Origin of the sequence: Pseudomonas sp. 21LCFQ010, assembly GCF_024129905.1 — a bacterium.
Taxonomy (GTDB): Bacteria; Pseudomonadota; Gammaproteobacteria; order Pseudomonadales; family Pseudomonadaceae; genus Aquipseudomonas.
Map to the genome: position 1 here is coordinate 1 of NZ_JAMYDZ010000008.1, position 18,800 is coordinate 18,800.

2 protein-coding genes are annotated in these 18,800 nt (G+C 57.2%); both read right to left on the reverse strand.

Features of this window, described 5'->3' with window-relative positions; genetic code table 11:
- A partial coding sequence (locus NJC38_RS11575; RefSeq protein ID WP_290447225.1) for a non-ribosomal peptide synthetase occupies positions 1-6,323 on the reverse strand: 6,323 nt, incomplete at its 3' end.
- Position 6,324: 1 nt separating this feature from the next.
- Complete coding sequence (locus tag NJC38_RS11580) at positions 6,325-18,687, reverse strand: non-ribosomal peptide synthase/polyketide synthase (protein WP_253114765.1); 12,363 nt, start codon at positions 18,685-18,687, stop codon at positions 6,325-6,327.
- Positions 18,688-18,800 lie beyond the last annotated feature (113 nt).

An 18,800-nucleotide genomic window follows, 5' to 3' on the forward strand; every position in this document is an offset into this window, starting at 1 on the left:
AAGAAATTATCGGTCAGGCCTACCCGCTCCAGCTTGAGCACATCCTGCCAGATCGCGGCGATCTGCTGCTCCAGGTCACTTTGAGGGGCTACATATTCTTGCTGTAACAGGTTGGCATCAGGTTTGGGCAACGCTTTGCGATCCAGCTTGCCATTGGCAGTCAACGGCCATTGCGCCAGGAACAACAAGTGCGGCGGTACCATGTAATCCGGCAGCTCGGCCTTCAGCTGTGCCTTGAGACGATCACGCAGTTCGCTTTCATCAGCAGCCTGCACAGGGATCACATAACCCACCAGATACTGGCCGCTCTCTCCCTCCTGAGCCAGCACCACCGCTTCGCGCACGGACTCCAGCGCGTTCAGGCGTGCCTCGATCTCTCCCAGTTCAATACGGAAGCCGCGAACCTTCACCTGGTGGTCAATACGGCCGATGTACTCGATCTCTCCATCACTGCGGTACTGTGCCAAATCACCGGTGCGGTACAGCCGGGTCCCTTCTGCATCGAACGGATTGGGAATAAAACGCAGCGCAGTCAGATCGCCCCGGTTCAGGTAGCCGCGCGCCAGACCTTCACGCCCCACGTACAGCTCACCAATACAACCTTTGGCCACAGGATTGAGTTCGCCATCGAGCAAATACCAGGAAAGGTCGCTGATCGGTTCACCGATCGGACTGCCGGCATCCTGTTCGAGGTCGCTCATCGCCAATGGACGGTACGTTACATGCACCGTGGTTTCAGTGATGCCGTACATGTTAATCAGTTGCGGTGCCTTGTCGCCAAAACGCTCGAACCACGGGCGCAGCCCTTTAATGTCCAGCGCTTCACCGCCAAACACTACATAGCGCAAGGCATGCTTGCGCGGGTCCGCACAGGCTGCATGCATCAACTGCCTGAACGCCGACGGTGTCTGGTTGAGCACCGTGACTCCCGCATCGCACAACAACTCCAGAAACTCCTGCGGCGAGCGACTGACTTCATAGGGCACAATCAGCAGTTCGCCACCATGCAGCAATGCACCGAAAATTTCCCAGACCGAAAAATCGAACGCGTAGGAATGGAAAAGACTCCAGACATCCTGTGGACCAAAGCCGAACCAGGTGTCAGTAGCGGCGAACAGGCGCAGGATGTTGTGGTGTGCCAGCAAGGTGCCTTTGGGCTTGCCAGTGGAACCTGAGGTGTAAATCACGTAGGCGAGACTGGACGGATCCATCGGCACCTGCGGATCGCTGTCGGCAAACGCGTTAACCTCGCTGTCCAGCAGCAAGGTTTGTACACCTGCTGGTACCGGCAACTGTCCGACCAGTGAAGACTGGGTCAGCAGTAACTGAATACCGCTGTCTCCAATCATGTAAGCCAGACGATCAAGTGGGTAAGCAGGGTCCAGAGGGACATAGGCACCACCGGCCTTGAGAATCGCCAACAAGCCCACGATCATCTCGATCCCGCGCTCCGCAGCCAGACCCACCAACACGTCCGGACCGACACCCTGGGCGATCAACTGATGCGCGCGACGGTTGGCCTGAGTATTGAGTTCGCTGTAGCTCAGGGTTTTCCCGTTGTAACGCAGAGCAATGGCATCAGGGCGCAACTGCGCCTGCCTGGCGATCAGTTCATGTGCACAGGTATCGCTGGGGAACTGCTGGGGACGAGGGTTCCACTGGCTGATCGTGTGTTGCTGTTCAACGCTACCCAGCAAGGGTAATTGACCGATGCGTTGCTGCGGGTCAGCGACGATCCCCTGCAACAGGTTGAGCCAGTGCGTGACCATACGTTGCGCGGTGCCTGCATCGAACAGGTCCGTAGCGTAGGTCAGAGCAGCACTGAGTTGTCCATCGGCATCCAGAGTGTCCAGGGTCAGGTCGAACTGCGCAGTGTGCGAGCTCCAGTCCAGGCTTTCGACCCGCAAGTCTGGCAGTTGCAAAGCTTGACCGGCGCTACTCTGCTGATGATTGAACATCACCTGAAACAGCGGGCTGTGACTGGTATGACGCTCGGGTGCCAGTGCCTGAACCAGTTGTTCGAACGGTAGATCCTGATGCGCCTGCGCGCCCATCGCAGCCTGCTTGACCTGGGCCAATAGCTGACTGAATGGCATGGCACCCTGAATACGGGCATCCATTACTTGTGTATTGACGAAGAAACCGATCAAGCCTTCCGTCTCAATCCGGTTGCGGTTGGCAATTGGAACGCCAACACGAATATCTTCCTGGCCACTGTAGCGATGCAACAAACTCTGGAACGATGCCAGCAGCACCATGAACACAGTACAGCCTTCACGCTGGGCCAACTGTTTAAGCGCTTCAGTCAACCCGGCCTCAATAGTAATGTCCAGACGCGCACCGCGATGGCTTTGTACTGCCGGGCGAGGACGATCCAGCGGCAACGACAGCACTTCACCGCCATCACCCAGCCGCTTGACCCAATACTCCAGCTGACGCTCCAGCTCACCAGCTTCCATCCACTTTCTTTGCCAGATCGCATAATCGGCGTACTGGATCGGTAGCGGGGGGAGTTCAGGCAACACGCCCTGACAGTCAGCGGCATAACGCTGGATTATTTCCTTGACCAGCAACTGCATTGACCAGCCATCAGAAACGATGTGGTGCTGGGTCAGTACCAGCACATATTCGTCGGGGGCTACTTGCAGTAATCCAACCCTCAATAGCGGGCCATCTTGCAGATCGAAAGGTTCGCTGACTTGATGGCGGACGAAAGCCTCGACCTGCGAGGCCGTATCGCCCGGTTCTAACGGAACAGGCTGTGGAATCAACAGCGGCTGCAGTTCGGCATGAATGATCTGGAAAGCGCGCTCATCCACTTGGGTAAAAGTGGTGCGCAAACTCTCATGCCTTTGCACCAGCGCGTTGAAGCTGCGTTGCAATGCTGGAAGATTCAGAGCGCCATAAATTCGCAGAGCCGCCGGAATATGGTACGCCGTGCTTGCAGGCTCCATTTGCCAGAGAAACCACTGGCGCTGCTGGGCATAAGACAGCGGCATCGGCTCGGTACGAGGTATCGCAGGTATACTTTTCGGCAGCGTCACCTGACTTTCTTCAAGAGCGGCGACGCAGGCTCCAAGGCTGGCATTTTCGAAAAGTCTGCGTAGTTGCAGGTTCAAGCCCAAAGTATGTCGAATCCGCGACACCATCTGAGTTGCCAACAGTGAATGGCCGCCCAGTTCAAAGAAATTATCGGTCAGGCCTACCCGCTCCAGCTTGAGCACATCCTGCCAGATCGCGGCGATCTGCTGCTCCAGGTCACTTTGAGGGGCTACATATTCTTGCTGTAACAGGTTGGCATCAGGTTTGGGCAACGCTTTGCGATCCAGCTTGCCATTGGCAGTCAACGGCCATTGCGCCAGGAACAACAAGTGCGGCGGTACCATGTAATCCGGCAGCTCGGCCTTCAGCTGTGCCTTGAGACGATCACGCAGTTCGCTTTCATCAGCAGCCTGCACAGGGATCACATAACCCACCAGATACTGGCCGCTCTCTCCCTCCTGAGCCAGCACCACCGCTTCGCGCACGGACTCCAGCGCGTTCAGGCGTGCCTCGATCTCTCCCAGTTCAATACGGAAGCCGCGAACCTTCACCTGGTGGTCAATACGGCCGATGTACTCGATCTCTCCATCACTGCGGTACTGTGCCAAATCACCGGTGCGGTACAGCCGGGTCCCTTCTGCATCGAACGGATTGGGAATAAAACGCAGCGCAGTCAGATCGCCCCGGTTCAGGTAGCCGCGCGCCAGACCTTCACGCCCCACGTACAGCTCACCAATACAACCTTTGGCCACAGGATTGAGTTCGCCATCGAGCAAATACCAGGAAAGGTCGCTGATCGGTTCACCGATCGGACTGCCGGCATCCTGTTCGAGGTCGCTCATCGCCAATGGACGGTACGTTACATGCACCGTGGTTTCAGTGATGCCGTACATGTTAATCAGTTGCGGTGCCTTGTCGCCAAAACGCTCGAACCACGGGCGCAGCCCTTTAATGTCCAGCGCTTCACCGCCAAACACTACATAGCGCAAGGCATGCTTGCGCGGGTCCGCACAGGCTGCATGCATCAACTGCCTGAACGCCGACGGTGTCTGGTTGAGCACCGTGACTCCCGCATCGCACAACAACTCCAGAAACTCCTGCGGCGAGCGACTGACTTCATAGGGCACAATCAGCAGTTCGCCACCATGCAGCAATGCACCGAAAATTTCCCAGACCGAAAAATCGAACGCGTAGGAATGGAAAAGACTCCAGACATCCTGTGGACCAAAGCCGAACCAGGTGTCAGTAGCGGCGAACAGGCGCAGGATGTTGTGGTGTGCCAGCAAGGTGCCTTTGGGCTTGCCAGTGGAACCTGAGGTGTAAATCACGTAGGCGAGACTGGACGGATCCATCGGCACCTGCGGATCGCTGTCGGCAAACGCGTTAACCTCGCTGTCCAGCAGCAAGGTTTGTACACCTGCTGGTACCGGCAACTGTCCGACCAGTGAAGACTGGGTCAGCAGTAACTGAATACCGCTGTCTCCAATCATGTAAGCCAGACGATCAAGTGGGTAAGCAGGGTCCAGAGGGACATAGGCACCACCGGCCTTGAGAATCGCCAACAAGCCCACGATCATCTCGATCCCGCGCTCCGCAGCCAGACCCACCAACACGTCCGGACCGACACCCTGGGCGATCAACTGATGCGCGCGACGGTTGGCCTGAGTATTGAGTTCGCTGTAGCTCAGGGTTTTCCCGTTGTAACGCAGAGCAATGGCATCAGGGCGCAACTGCGCCTGCCTGGCGATCAGTTCATGTGCACAGGTATCGCTGGGGAACTGCTGGGGACGAGGGTTCCACTGGCTGATCGTGTGTTGCTGTTCAACGCTACCCAGCAAGGGTAATTGACCGATGCGTTGCTGCGGGTCAGCGACGATCCCCTGCAACAGGTTGAGCCAGTGCGTGACCATACGTTGCGCGGTGCCTGCATCGAACAGGTCCGTAGCGTAGGTCAGAGCAGCACTGAGTTGTCCATCGGCATCCAGAGTGTCCAGGGTCAGGTCGAACTGCGCAGTGTGCGAGCTCCAGTCCAGGCTTTCGACCCGCAAGTCTGGCAGTTGCAAAGCTTGACCGGCGCTACTCTGCTGATGATTGAACATCACCTGAAACAGCGGGCTGTGACTGGTATGACGCTCGGGTGCCAGTGCCTGAACCAGTTGTTCGAACGGTAGATCCTGATGCGCCTGCGCGCCCATCGCAGCCTGCTTGACCTGGGCCAATAGCTGACTGAATGGCATGGCACCCTGAATACGGGCATCCATTACTTGTGTATTGACGAAGAAACCGATCAAGCCTTCCGTCTCAATCCGGTTGCGGTTGGCAATTGGAACGCCAACACGAATATCTTCCTGGCCACTGTAGCGATGCAACAAACTCTGGAACGATGCCAGCAGCACCATGAACACAGTACAGCCTTCACGCTGGGCCAACTGTTTAAGCGCTTCAGTCAACCCGGCCTCAATAGTAATGTCCAGACGCGCACCGCGATGGCTTTGTACTGCCGGGCGAGGACGATCCAGCGGCAACGACAGCACTTCACCGCCATCACCCAGCCGCTTGACCCAATACTCCAGCTGACGCTCCAGCTCACCAGCTTCCATCCACTTTCTTTGCCAGATCGCATAATCGGCGTACTGGATCGGTAGCGGGGGGAGGTTCACTGATTGCCCGGAGCTGAAGGCACCATATAACTCAACCAGATCCCGAACCATGATCTGTGCCGAAGCACCGTCACAGATGATGTGGTGTTGCGTCAGCACCAACACATGATCGTCCGGCGCCAACTGCAACAACTTTATCCGCACCAGCGGTCCGCGCCGCAGATCAAACAAGACACCAATCTCGGCATTGATCAAAGTCTTGAGCGCTGCCTCATCAGGCTTATCATCCAGCACCTCAGCAATGACTGGCAGACTCAGGGCACCCAGAATTACCTGTGATGTACCGTCACCGCCATCTACAAATACCGTGCGTAAGACTTCATGACGCGCCAGCAAAGCATCAACACTGTACTGCAGTGCATTCAGGTCAAGCGTGCCGTGCAAGCGTAGCGCCGTCGGTACATGATAGGCGGCACTGGAGGGAGCCATTTGCCAGAGAAACCACTGCCGCTCTTGGGCATACGACAAATCGATGCTTTCAAACTCTTCGCGTACGGCCGGAATTGGCATCGCTGCGAGGCTCATGTTCTTGCTATGCAGCTTTTTCAGAAACACTTGCCGCTGTGCAAGTGGCAAACGGATAAATCGCTGGACCAGAGACAGGTTATCAAACTGAGTCATTTCAAAGGGTCTCCAGATCTGCCAGGAAATCGTGCATCTCACTCATGTCTTCAAACGAATGAGGCGTCAGGTGAACCGCCAGTTGTTCGGCATACTCGGACAGCGAGGCAGTTCTGAATAACAAGTCCAGCGGAACTGTGGCGTCCTGCGCCATTTGCAGACGTGCTGTCGCTTGAGTTGCCAGAAGCGAATGTCCACCCAGTTCAAAAAAATTATCGTCGCGACCGACTCTTTCCACCTTGAGCACGTCTTGCCAAATCAGGGCTATGTTCTCTTCAAGGGGGCCTTGTGGGGCCGTATAGGTGCGCAACAACTGATTGACGTTTGGCAGCGGCAAGACTTTACGATCAAGCTTGCCGTTGGGGGTCAGAGGGAAGCGTTCCAGTAATATCCAGTGCGCGGGGATCATGTAGTCCGGCAGCATCAGAGAAAGTCTCGACATCAACTCTTCGCGCAGCGCCATAGGTGATTTCGTCGCGAGATTCTCGTGATCAGACGCAACCAGATACGCCACCAGTTGTGGCCCGCCCGGACCCTCCTGAGGTATCACAACCGCGTCACGAATCAGTTCATGAGCCAGTAAGCACGACTCGATCTCTCCCAGCTCAATGCGATGACCACGAATTTTCACTTGATGGTCGATACGACCGATGTATTCGATCGTTCCATCTACAACGTATCGTGCCAAATCGCCGGTACGGTACAGACGTGCCCCGCTGCCGAAAGGGTCTGGGAGGAAACGTTCAGCTGTCAGCGCCGCACGCCCGTGATAGCCGCGGGCCAAGCCATCACCGCCGATCAATAACTCTCCGGGCAGACCAACAGGGTTGGGCAAAAAATGTTCGCCCAGAATAAACAACGAGGTATTGGCAATTGGCCGCCCCAGATAGGGTACGCATTGCTGTACCGTCATCGGGTATGCCGCAGACCAGATAGTGGTCTCTGTCGGACCATAAAGGTTCCAGAGATCAGCCGTCACCTGAAGCAAGCATTCGGCCAGATCCCTGGGTAATGCCTCGCCTCCACAAAGACATTTTCTGCCGGTGAGACGCTCTGCCAGTGGGTCCTCAAGCAACATACGCCACATCGATGGCGTGGCTTGCACAATACTGACCTGATTCTGTTCGATGATTTCCAGCAGGGCTTTGGGATCATGAGCACTTTGCTTGTCCACCAGCACGACGGCGGCACCACTGAACAAAGCACCATATAGTTCCAGACCGAAAATATCGAAGGAGAAGGTGGTCAGCGACAAGACTCGATCGCTGGCTCCCATACCCGGCTCACGGGCCATGCTGGCGATGAAGTTCACCAACGCACCATGCCTTACCATCACCCCTTTGGGTTTGCCTGTAGAGCCCGAGGTATAAATCACATAGCAGAGATTTTCACCCTCCAACGACACCTGAGGGTTGGCCATCTGATCAACAGCTATTGGCTCATCCAGTGCACTCGGCAACAGAGTCTGTACGTCTGAAGGGATTGGTAGTACCTGCAACAGCGACGCTTGAGTCAAGAGCAAACGCAAGCCACTGTCTTCGATCATGTGTGTTAAACGATCTGCCGGATACTGCGGATCAAGTGGCACATAAGCACCACCAGCCTTGAGAATTGCCAGTAGCCCGATAATCATCTCCAGACCACGCTCCAAGGCAATCCCGACGCATTGATCAGGACGCACACCATAGTCGAGCAGACGATGCGCAAGGCGGTTGGCCTGGGCATTCAGCTGACTGTAGGTCATTGATTGACCAGCAAATACCAATGCAATGGCATCCGGCGCCTGACAGGCACGAGCCTCGATCAAACGATGAATGCAGCGCTCACCAGGATAGGCGCTCTGCGTAGCATTCCACTCCAGCAACTGTTGCCGGGACTCGCTTGGATCCAGCAGATTCAGCGCCCCCAAAGAACACTTGGCATCACTGCTCATTTGCAGCAAAAGACGCTTGAGGTGTGTGCCGATCTGTTTGATCGCCGCATCGGTGAAGCTTGCACACTGATAGTTAAACTGCACTGTCAACCTGCGCCCAGGTTCAACCATCAGGGTCAGCGGATAGTTGGTCTGTTCAAGATTAATCACCTCACCAAAACGCAGCCCTTCGGGCGCCCCGTTCTCCAATGCATCGGAAATCGGGTAATTTTCGAACACGATGATGCTATCAAACAACGCCTCGCCTCCGTGCCCGGCCCAACGCTGGATATCGAAAAGCGCCGTGTGCTCGAACTCCCGCAGTGCGAGATTGTGTGCCTGCACGCTGTGTAACCAGTCTCCTACACTCTGCTCGGGATGCGGACTGATAATGATGGGCAAGGTATTGATGAACAATCCGATCTGCTGTTCGACACCGATCAAATCCGCTGGGCGGCCGGATACAGTCGCGCCAGAGACTACGCTGGACTTTCCTGTGTAACGCTGCAACAGCAATAGCCAGGCAGCCTGCACCACCGTGTTGACGGTAACTTTCGACTCACGCGCGAACTCGCCAAGGCGTCGGGTTTGCTCGTCATCAAGTTGCAGGTGTTGATGGGCATAGAGGTCGGGTGCAATATCCTGTGCCGGTTGTGCAATCACCTTCGCGAGGAGCACTGGCCCGTCCAAAGAGCGCAACTGATCGCTCCAGAACGCTTCACCAAGCCCCGCATCCTGACGCTGCAACCACGCGATGTAATCACGATAACGACCTGCAGGAATCGGTACCGCCTCGCCTCTGTAGTGCTGTAGCACTTCCCCCAGCAACTGCGCACTGCTCCAGCCGTCCATCAGAATATGGTGGTTGGTGTAAATCATGTGATAACGACTGGCGGCCGTGCGCACGAGTACCAGACGCAACAGAGGGGCATTGGCCAGATTCAAACCCTGTGCACGCTCCTCATTGGCAAGAGTTTTCAACGCCGCTTCAAGTTCACTCAGTCCCTCCCAGTCGAGCACACGGAACGGCACGGCGACCTGACGCTGGACGACTTGCACCGGCTGTTCCAGATCGCCTTCCCAGACGAAACCGGTGCGAAGAATGTCATGAGTATTCACTACCGCCTGCCACGCCGCGTGGAAACGATCGGGATCAATACCGTCGACATCCAGACACATCTGATTGATGTAATCGCCGTTGCCCTGTTTCAACAGGGAGTGGAACAGCATGCCCTGCTGCATCGGAGAAAGCGGGTAGATGTCGTCGATAGCCTGCGGTTGCGGAACCAATACATCGAGTTGGGCCTGGGACAACTTCACCAGCGCAAAATCAGACGGCGTCACGCCACGGTTGGCGCTGTCACAGCAATAGGCGATCAGCGCGGTCAGTTCCTGTACATATTCGTCGGCCAGACGATGGATCGTTGCCGGGGCGAACATCTCATGGCTGAACGTCCAGCTCAGGTCCAACTCACCGCCCAACACCTTGCTGTCGAGTGCCAGTGGACTGCCTAGCGGGCCTTGCATGTTGACTTCTTCGCCTCCGGACTCATCGGTCGGCACGAACAAGGAATCGGCAGTATCATCGAAACTGCCATCGAACTGCCCCAGGTAATTGAAGGTCAGGCACGGTTTCGGCAAGGCTTGCAGCACTGCTCGTGTGTGCTCATCGCCTAGACAGGCCAAAGCGCCGAAGCCGATACCCTTGTTCGGGATTGATCGTAAATGTTCCTTGATCTGCTTCAACGAACTACCGAGATCAGATGCCGGGGCCAAGCGCGCCGGGAATAGGCTGGTAAACCAGCCGACGGTGCGGGTCAGATCCACACTGTCAAAAATATCTTCACGGCCATGGCCTTCCAGTTGTACCAGTACGCTTTTACTACCCGTCCAGCGCACCATTACCCGAGCCAATGCAGTCAACAGCAAATCGTTGACTTGAGTGCGATAGGCCGCCGGAGCCTCTTGTAATAATTGGCGTGTCAGCTTTTTATCTAATTGCCTGCGTATTGTCTGAGCATGGCACTGCTGCTGACCGCCTTGCGGGTTATCACATGGCAGTCTGGAACAGGCCCCTTGCAATTGTTGTCGCCAGAATTCCAGCTCGTCGCACAACCGAGTGCTGGAGGCATATTCCGTCAACCCATCGGCCCAGGCTTTGACTGAACTGGTTTTGGTCGGCAGTTGCACCTGCGCCCCCGAATGGATCTGCCGATAAGCGCTTTGCAGATCCTCGAACAGAATGCGCCAAGACACGCCATCGACCACGAGGTGATGTGCAATCAACAACAAACGTTGGCTACCATCGGCCAGGTTAGCCAGCACGGCTCGAATCAGCGACCCACCGCTCAGTTTCAAGCTTCGCTGAGCCTTGTTACCGATAGCTTCTAGCTCTGCTAGACCAGCGACATCAACTTGCCACACAGTCGTATCACTCAACAGCGCGTCAACTTCACGATACTGCGCAGTCCAGCCAGAAGCCTGCTCTTTGAACTCAAGACGCAAGCTATCGTGGTGCATGATCAAGGCACGTAATGCTTGCTCCATTACGCGTGCGTCCAACGGTTGCGTGGTTCTCAACATCACCGATTGATTCCAGTGATGACGGTCGGGAACCGACTGTGTAAAAAACCATTGATGAACCGGCAACAGTAGAGTTTTACCGGTCACGGCTTCCTGATTGATCAGTTGTAACGGCTCACTGGTCTCTGCCACGCCGGCAAGCGCCTGAATGGTCTGGCACTGAAAAATATCTTTTGGCGTAAACCGCACCCCCACCTGACGGGCGCGATTGACCACTTGAAGTGAGATGATCGAATCGCCACCCAGCTCAAAAAAGTTGTCGTTCAAGCCGACCCGAGAAAGTTTCAGTACGTCCTGCCAGATCGTAGCCAGTTGCTGTTGTATCTCGCTATAGGGTGCGACATAGCGTTGCTGCAATTGGCTGGCGTCAGGGGTTGGCAGGCGCTTGCGGTCCAACTTGCCATTCGGTGTAAGCGGCATGTGTTCCAGAGTCAACACATAAGCCGGTACCATGTGCGCCGGCAAAACGTCCTTGAGCTGCACACGCAGTTGTTCGGCGAAATCGCTGCGCTGTGAGCCGCCCACCACATAAGCAATCAAGCGTTTGCTACCCGCACTTTCCTGAGCAACTACCACTGCTTCACGAACGCCATCAAGTGACTGTAAGCGAGCTTCAATTTCCCCAAGTTCGATGCGGAAGCCGCGGATTTTTACTTGGTTATCGATGCGTTCCAGATAGTCGAAAGTACCGTCAGTACGCTGGCGTACTCTGTCGCCGGTGCGATACAGCACTCGCCCATCCGGGCAGAACGGGTCAGCGATAAAGCGCTCTGAAGTCAGACCCGGACGGTTCAAATAGCCACGCGCGACACCATACCCACCCAGGTACAGTTCACCGGCCATTCCCCGTGGTAGCAGATTCATTTCAGCATCAAGAACATACGCGCTACGACTACCGATGCGGCTGCCGATTGGGGCATACGCCGCTTCGCAGGAAGTATGACGGCCGGCTTTCCAGATCAGCGGCGTTACAACTGTTTCCGTAGGTCCGTAGCCGTTGATGATGTACTCCGGGTTCAGTGCACGCTTGACCCGTTCAAAAGCGGCGCTCGATACGGCATCCCCACCAAAACAATAGACTCGCACTTTAGGTGGATTACCGACCTGTTCTGCATACTCGGCCAATTGCTGCAAATAGACCGGAGGAAATGCAGCTACGGTGACGCCGTATTCGATCATTGCCTTGTACGTCTGCTCGGGCGTCCAGAGGCTGTCATCGCGGATCAAAAGCGAACCACCATGAGTCAGACTGGTCAGCCAACGCTCATGCGCGCCATCGAATGCAAACGACATGAAATGAAACTCACAATCGCTATCGCACATTTCATAACGTACGCCGATTGCCTGGCAATGCATGGCCAGCGGCCCATGAGTGACACCTACCCCTTTGGGATTTCCGGTAGAACCCGATGTGTAGATCACATAGGCCAGATTGTCCGGCGAAATCACCACCTCAGGCGCGGACGGCGGATGACTGCCAAGGTCAAGCCCATCGAGTTCGATGACCGCAATATCAGCCTGGTCTGGCAATTGCCCCGACAACCGAGAATCCGATAGCAGTAAAGAAAGACCCGCGTCTTTCATCATGTACGCCAGGCGTTCGCTCGGGTAGCTAGTGTCCAAAGGCACATAAGCACCGCCGGCCTTGAGTACAGCCAGGAGTGCAACAATAAAGTGTTCACTGCGTGGCAGTGCAACTCCAATACGCGTCTCAGTACCCACACCGCGAGCGACCAACTCATGAGCCAGGCGATTAGCACGCGTATTCAGCTCACCATAACCATAACGCTGCCCATCGAAGATGACGGCGGTTTCTTCAGGCCTTTGCATGGCCAGATGTGCAAAACGCTGATGGACCAGAACATCTGCTGAAAAGGGCAGTACCTCATTGTAAGATTGATGCCAACTGCGCTCTTTCTCACTGGCCAGAGAGATTTCACCGATAGACCGTAACGGGTAATCGGCAAACGTCAGGAGCAGATGCCGTAGCTGAGAACTCAGGTGCTCAATCGTTGTGGTACTGAAATGAGCCCCATCAAAACTCATGGCGACACTTAAGCACTCGCCCAAGGTGATACCCAGCGTCAGGGGGTAGTTGGTCTGCTCTTGATTCGTGACCGCGCCAAACTTCACACCCGGCGGAGCACTCCGCTCCAAGGCTTGCGAGATAGGGTAATTCTCAAAAACAATCAGGCTGTCGAACAACGCCTCGCTACCGAACCCTGCCCACCGCTGGATGTCACTCAACGGCGTATGTTCATGTTCACGCAGGTTCAGGTTTTGTTCCTGAAGCCGTTGCAGCCAATCACCAACTCTTTGCTGCGGCTGCGGACAAGCAATCACCGGCAATGTATTAATGAACAGGCCTATCTGCGTCTCCACGCCTTTTAACGCTGCAGGTCGCCCTGCAACGGTGGCCCCAAAAGCCACTGTCGTTTGCCCTGTGTAGCGCTGTAGCAATAACAACCAGGCTGCCTGAATCAGCGTGTTTATCGTCACTTTCTGCGAGCGGGCAAATTCATTCAGCCGGTCTGTCTGCGCCGCCTCCAGTACCCGCACATATTCGCCACGCCCCGCCCTTCTGTGCGACTCGACTGTGATCGCCTGCGCTAACCGGGTTGGCTCCTCCAGATTCAGCAATTGCGCTTTCCAGAACGACTCACTGGCTACCTTGTCCTGAGCCTGCAACCAGCCAATGTAATCCCTATAGCGCCCCATCGATGCGGGTGAAACGTCCCCCGCATAGTGTTGCAGTACTTCCCCGAGCAACTGCGAAGTACTCCACCCATCCAACAGAATGTGGTGGCTCGTCATGATCAAGTGGTAACGCTGCTCTAGCGTGCGCACCAAGACCAATCGCAACAACGGCGCCAGAGCCAAGTCGAAGCCTTGACGACGCTCGCTCTCAGCCAGCTCATCCAGCGCTACCTGTGGCGCCAGCGCGCTGCGCCAATCGTGCTCAACCAGTAGCAAGGTTGCATCACGCAATACAATTTGCACGGGAGCCGGTAAATCTCCCTGCCACACAAATCCGGTGCGCAGGATATCGTGCCGGGCCACCGCCGCCGCCCAGGCTGCCTGAAAACGCTCGACATCCAGCCCCTCTACATCAACTCGCATCTGATTGATGTAATCCTCGCCCTCCTGCTCATACAGGGTGTGAAACAACATCCCCTGCTGCATCGGCGACAGCGGATAAATATCTTCGATATCCCGTGCCGGGATCGGCAACGCATCCAGTTGTGCCTGAGTCAGCTTCGCCAGCGGGAAATCCGACGGGGTAACACCAAACGCAGTCGCGCTGGCGCAGTGCTCGATCAACGCCTGCAACTCACTGATAAACTCATCAGCCAGTCGCTGAATGGTTTCCTGCCGATAAATCTCGGTGCTGTACCCCCAACGCAGGGACAGTTCACCGCCATATACCTGCCCTTCCACAGTCAGCCAGTTGGCCAGCGGTGCATCATCGGCCTGCGCCTTGCCTCCCGCAGTACCTGCCGGCACGAACAAAGCTTTTTCACCGAATTGACCGTCAAACTGCCCCAGGTAATTGAAGGTCACGCGCGCTTGCGGCAGCGCTTTCAGAGCATCTTGTACTTGGGCCGGTGCCAGATATCGCAACACGCCGTAACCCAGGCCTTTGCCGGGTACGGCACGCAGTTGCTCCTTGATGGTTTTCAGCGAGGTTGCCAGGTCAGTAGCCGGGGTCAGCTTTACCGGAAACAGGCTGGTGAACCAGCCCACGGTGCGGGTCAGATCGATGTCGTCGAACAGTTCTTCACGACCATGACCTTCCATCTGCACCAGCACCGACTCAGCGCCACTCCAGCGGCACAGCACGCGCGACAGCGCGGTCAGCAGCAGGTCGTTGACCTGCGTGCGGTAGGCGACAGGTGCCTGCTTGAGTAACTGCTCGGTGCGCTCGGCATCCAGACGAATGTCCAGGGTCGCACCGTGCTTGTTGAGCAGCCCGCCTTCTGGATTGTCACGCGGTAGTTCCTGCGAGACATCCTCCAGTCGAGCTTTCCAGTCATCGAGCTCATGGAGCATCGAGTCTTCTTGCGCATACGCTTGCAGACGCTGCGCCCAAGTCTGGTAAGCACTAGTCTTGGCCGGAAGGTTCGGGGCCTGATTGTCCAGCAAGCGCTGATAAGTCGCCTGTAAGTCTTCCAGCAATACGCGCCAAGACACGCCATCCACCACCAGGTGATGGATGGCCAGCAACAGGCGCTGCCCACCCCCCTCTACCTCAAGCAACGCCGCACGTAGCAGAGGCCCTTTGCTCAGGTCCAGGCTGCGCTGCACTTCAGCGTAGAACGCCTCACTTTCCGGGCCCTCCCACAGCAATGGGTGCTGGGTGTCCAGGTCGTCATGGTACTGATGCCACTCACCGTTTTGCTGGACAAATCGCAGGCGCAAGGCGTCGTGGTGCTTCAATAGATGCTGCAATGCCTTTTCCAGCACAGGCGCGACAACAGGTTCGCGTGCATCCAACAGCAGCGACTGATTCCAGTGCCCGCGCTCAGCCATCGGCAGTTCGAAGAACCAGTGCTGTACGGGCGTCAGTGGCGTCTCGCCAGTCACAGGCCCTTGGTCGACCAGCTTGCGACCCTCGCCCACCACCGCGACAGTCGCCAGACTGCGCACGGTCTGATGCTGAAACAGATCCTTGGGCGTGAACTGAATACCGGCCTGTCGTGCCCGGCTCACCACCTGAATGGAAACGATCGAGTCGCCACCCAGCTCGAAGAAGTTGTCGTTACGGCCAACCTGTTCACGCTTGAGGACGTCTTGCCAGATCGCAGCAATGCGCTGTTCCAGACCCGCTTGTGGCGCCACATATTCATGCTGCGACGGACCGGCATCCGGGCGTGGCAACGCCTTGCGGTCCAGCTTGCCGTTGGGGCTCAACGGCATGCGCTCCAAGCTCAGCCATTGTGCCGGCACCATGTAGTCCGGCACGTGCTGCGCCAGATGCGCAGCCAGTTCTTCACGCCAGCCGTCGGCTTCGGCGATCAGCACCACATAACCCACCAGATGCTTGCCATCCACCGCCAGCACGGCCGCTTCGCGGACCGTCTCATGCTCCAGCAGCCGCGCTTCGATCTCGCCCAGCTCGATGCGCAAGCCGCGCAACTTGACCTGATGGTCGATACGCCCGACGTACTCGATCACGCCGTCGGGGCGATAGCGCGCCAGGTCGCCGGTGCGGTACATCCGCGCGCCGTCGCCGAAGGGGCTGGCGACGAATCGCTCGCCGGTCAGCGAGGGGCGTTGGTGATAACCGCGTGCCAAGCCTACGCCAAGCAGGTACAGCTCGCCCAGTACCCCGATCGGCACCGGTTCAAGATTGCCGTCCAGTACATGGCAGCCCAGGTTGGCAATCGGCTGACCGATCGGCACCGCATCGCGGCCTTCGTCCACGCACGTCCAATGGGTCACGTCGATGGCCGCTTCGGTCGGGCCATACAGGTTGTACAAGCCAGCATCCGGCAGAAGAGCAAAAACCTGCTGCTGCGCATCGACCGGCAAGGCCTCGCCACTGCACACGATGCGCTTGAGGCCGGTGCACGAGGCGACGCCCGGATCCTGCAGAAAGGCCTGCAGCATCGAGGGCACGAAGTGCAGCGTGGTCACGCGTTCGGCCTTGATCAGCTCGACCAACTTTGCAGGGTCGCGATGATCTCCCGGCTGTGCCACCACCAAACGCGCACCAGTCATCAATGGCCAAAAGAACTCCCACACCGAAACGTCGAAGCTGAACGGCGTCTTTTGCACCACGGCGTCGCTGGCGTCCAGGCCATAAGCCTCTTGCATCCAGCACAAGCGGTTGGTCAGTGCCGAATGTCGGTTACCGGCGCCCTTGGGCTTACCGGTGGATCCGGAGGTATAGATCACATAGGCCAAGTGCTCGTCAGTCAGCACGACATTGGGATTGGCCGCGCTATGGTTTTGCAGCCAATCGACTTCCTGATCAAGGTTGATTCGCTGTACGCCTTCGGCCAGCGGCAGTTCCAGGTGCGACTGGCTCAACAGCAACTGGATGCCGCTGTCTTCGAGCATGTAGGCTAGGCGATCGGTCGGGTACTCGGGGTCAAGCGGCACGTAGGCGCCGCCCGCCTTGAGGATGGCCAGCAAACCGACCACCATTTCGATGGAGCGCTCGACGGCAATGCCTACCAGGCCATCGGGTTTGACACCCCGGGCAATCAGGTTGTGAGCAAACTGGTTGGCGCGGGCGTTCAGTTCGGCATAACTCAGGGTCTGTGAGCCGAACGTCAAGGCAGCCGCCTCGGGGGTGCGCTCAGCTTGCGCCTCGATCAACTGGTGTACACCGCGACCCAGCGGATAGTCGACTTGGGTGGCATTCCAGCCGTAGAGCATTTCCTGGCGCTGTGCATCACCCAGAATCGGCAACTCGCCAAGGCGCATCTGCGAGCCTTGAACCAGCGCTTGGAGAATATGGCGGAAATGACCGGCCATTTGCACCACGGTGTAGCTGTCAAACAGGTCAGTGGCATAGCCGAACGCTGCAAATAGCTGGCCGCCCTTCTCGTAGGTATCCAGCGACAAATCAAACTGGGCAATCCGCGTTTCCCGCTCCAGCGCCGCAATACTCAGGCCGGACTGTCCCTTGATCGCTCCGGCATCCGCCACCTGCGACTGGTGGTTGAACATCACCTGGAACAGCGGGCTGATGCTCAGGCTGCGGTCCAGACCGAAAGCCTCCACCAACCGCTCAAACGGCAACTCCTGATGCCCCTGCGCACCCAGCGCAGTCTCCTTGACCCGCTGCAATAACTCCCGCACATCAATCAGCGGATCAATCTCGGTATGCAGCACTTGGGTATTGATAAAGCAACCAATCAGCCCTTCCACTTCCGCCCGATTACGGTTGGCCACCGGCACGCCAACGCGGATCGCCTGCTGGCCGCTGTAGCGATGCAGCAGTACCTTGAAGGCCGCCAGCAGCACCATGAACAGGGTCACGCCCTGTTCACGGGCCAGGCCACGCAGGCGCTCGGCCAGGGCCGGTTCAACCTGGAACTCGTGACGCGCACCGCGATAGCTCGGCGTTACCGGGCGCGAATGGTCGATGGGCAATTCCAGTGGTGCGTGGTCATCGCCGAGCTTGGCGCGCCAGTAGTCCAGTTGGCGATCCTGCTCACCGGCCTCCAGCCAGCTGCGCTGCCACAGGGCGTAGTCGCGGTACTGAATCGGCAGCGGTTGCAGGGCTGCGTCACTGCCGCTGCTGGCGGCATCGTAGAGGCGAATGAATTCGTCGATCAGCACGTTATACGACCAGCCGTCGGCGACGATGTGGTGCAGAGTCAGCAGCAGCACATGCTCTTGATCGGCAAGTTTGAGCAACTGCACGCGCAGCAATGGGCCGTGGGCCAGATCGAAAGGCGCCAGGGCCTCGGCATCGGCGAGGGTGCGGACCTGTTCTTCGCGAGCGTCGGTAGCAAGGGCACTCAAATCATGGCAGGCAATGCTGACCGCAAACGGCTCGACAATCCGCTGGCGGACCACGCCATCCTGTTCACTGAACTGGCTGCGCAGGGTTTCATGCCGAGCGACCAGGGCATCGAAGGCACTCTGTAAAGCGGCGTTATCCAGCTCGCCGTTCAGGCGCACAGCCATCGGCAGGTTGTAGGCGGCGCTCTGCGGGTCAAGCTGCCACAAGAACCACATCCGCTGCTGGGCATAAGACAGCCCGTCACGCTCGTCTACCAACACCTCGGCCGGAATCGGGAACAGGGCAAAGTCCACCCCTTGCTGTTGCAGTCCCTCCAGAAACAGGCGGCGTTTTTCCTGAGGCAGTTCGATAAAGCGGCGAGCAAGTTTCAGTGCGTCTTGGGCATTCATGCAATGCGTCCTTGTCGATAGGAAGCTGGGCCAAAGGGCCCGGTCGATCCCTGAAGAACGAAAAGCGCGAAGCATGATTTAGGTTGGCGATCTGCAAACGCCGAATGCACGAC

What these genes read in the sequence shown, in the direction of transcription:
- NJC38_RS11580 (WP_253114765.1), bottom strand. Translation starts at nt 18,687, where the DNA reads ATGAATGCCCAAGACGCACTGAAACTTGCTCGCCGCTTTATCGAACTG.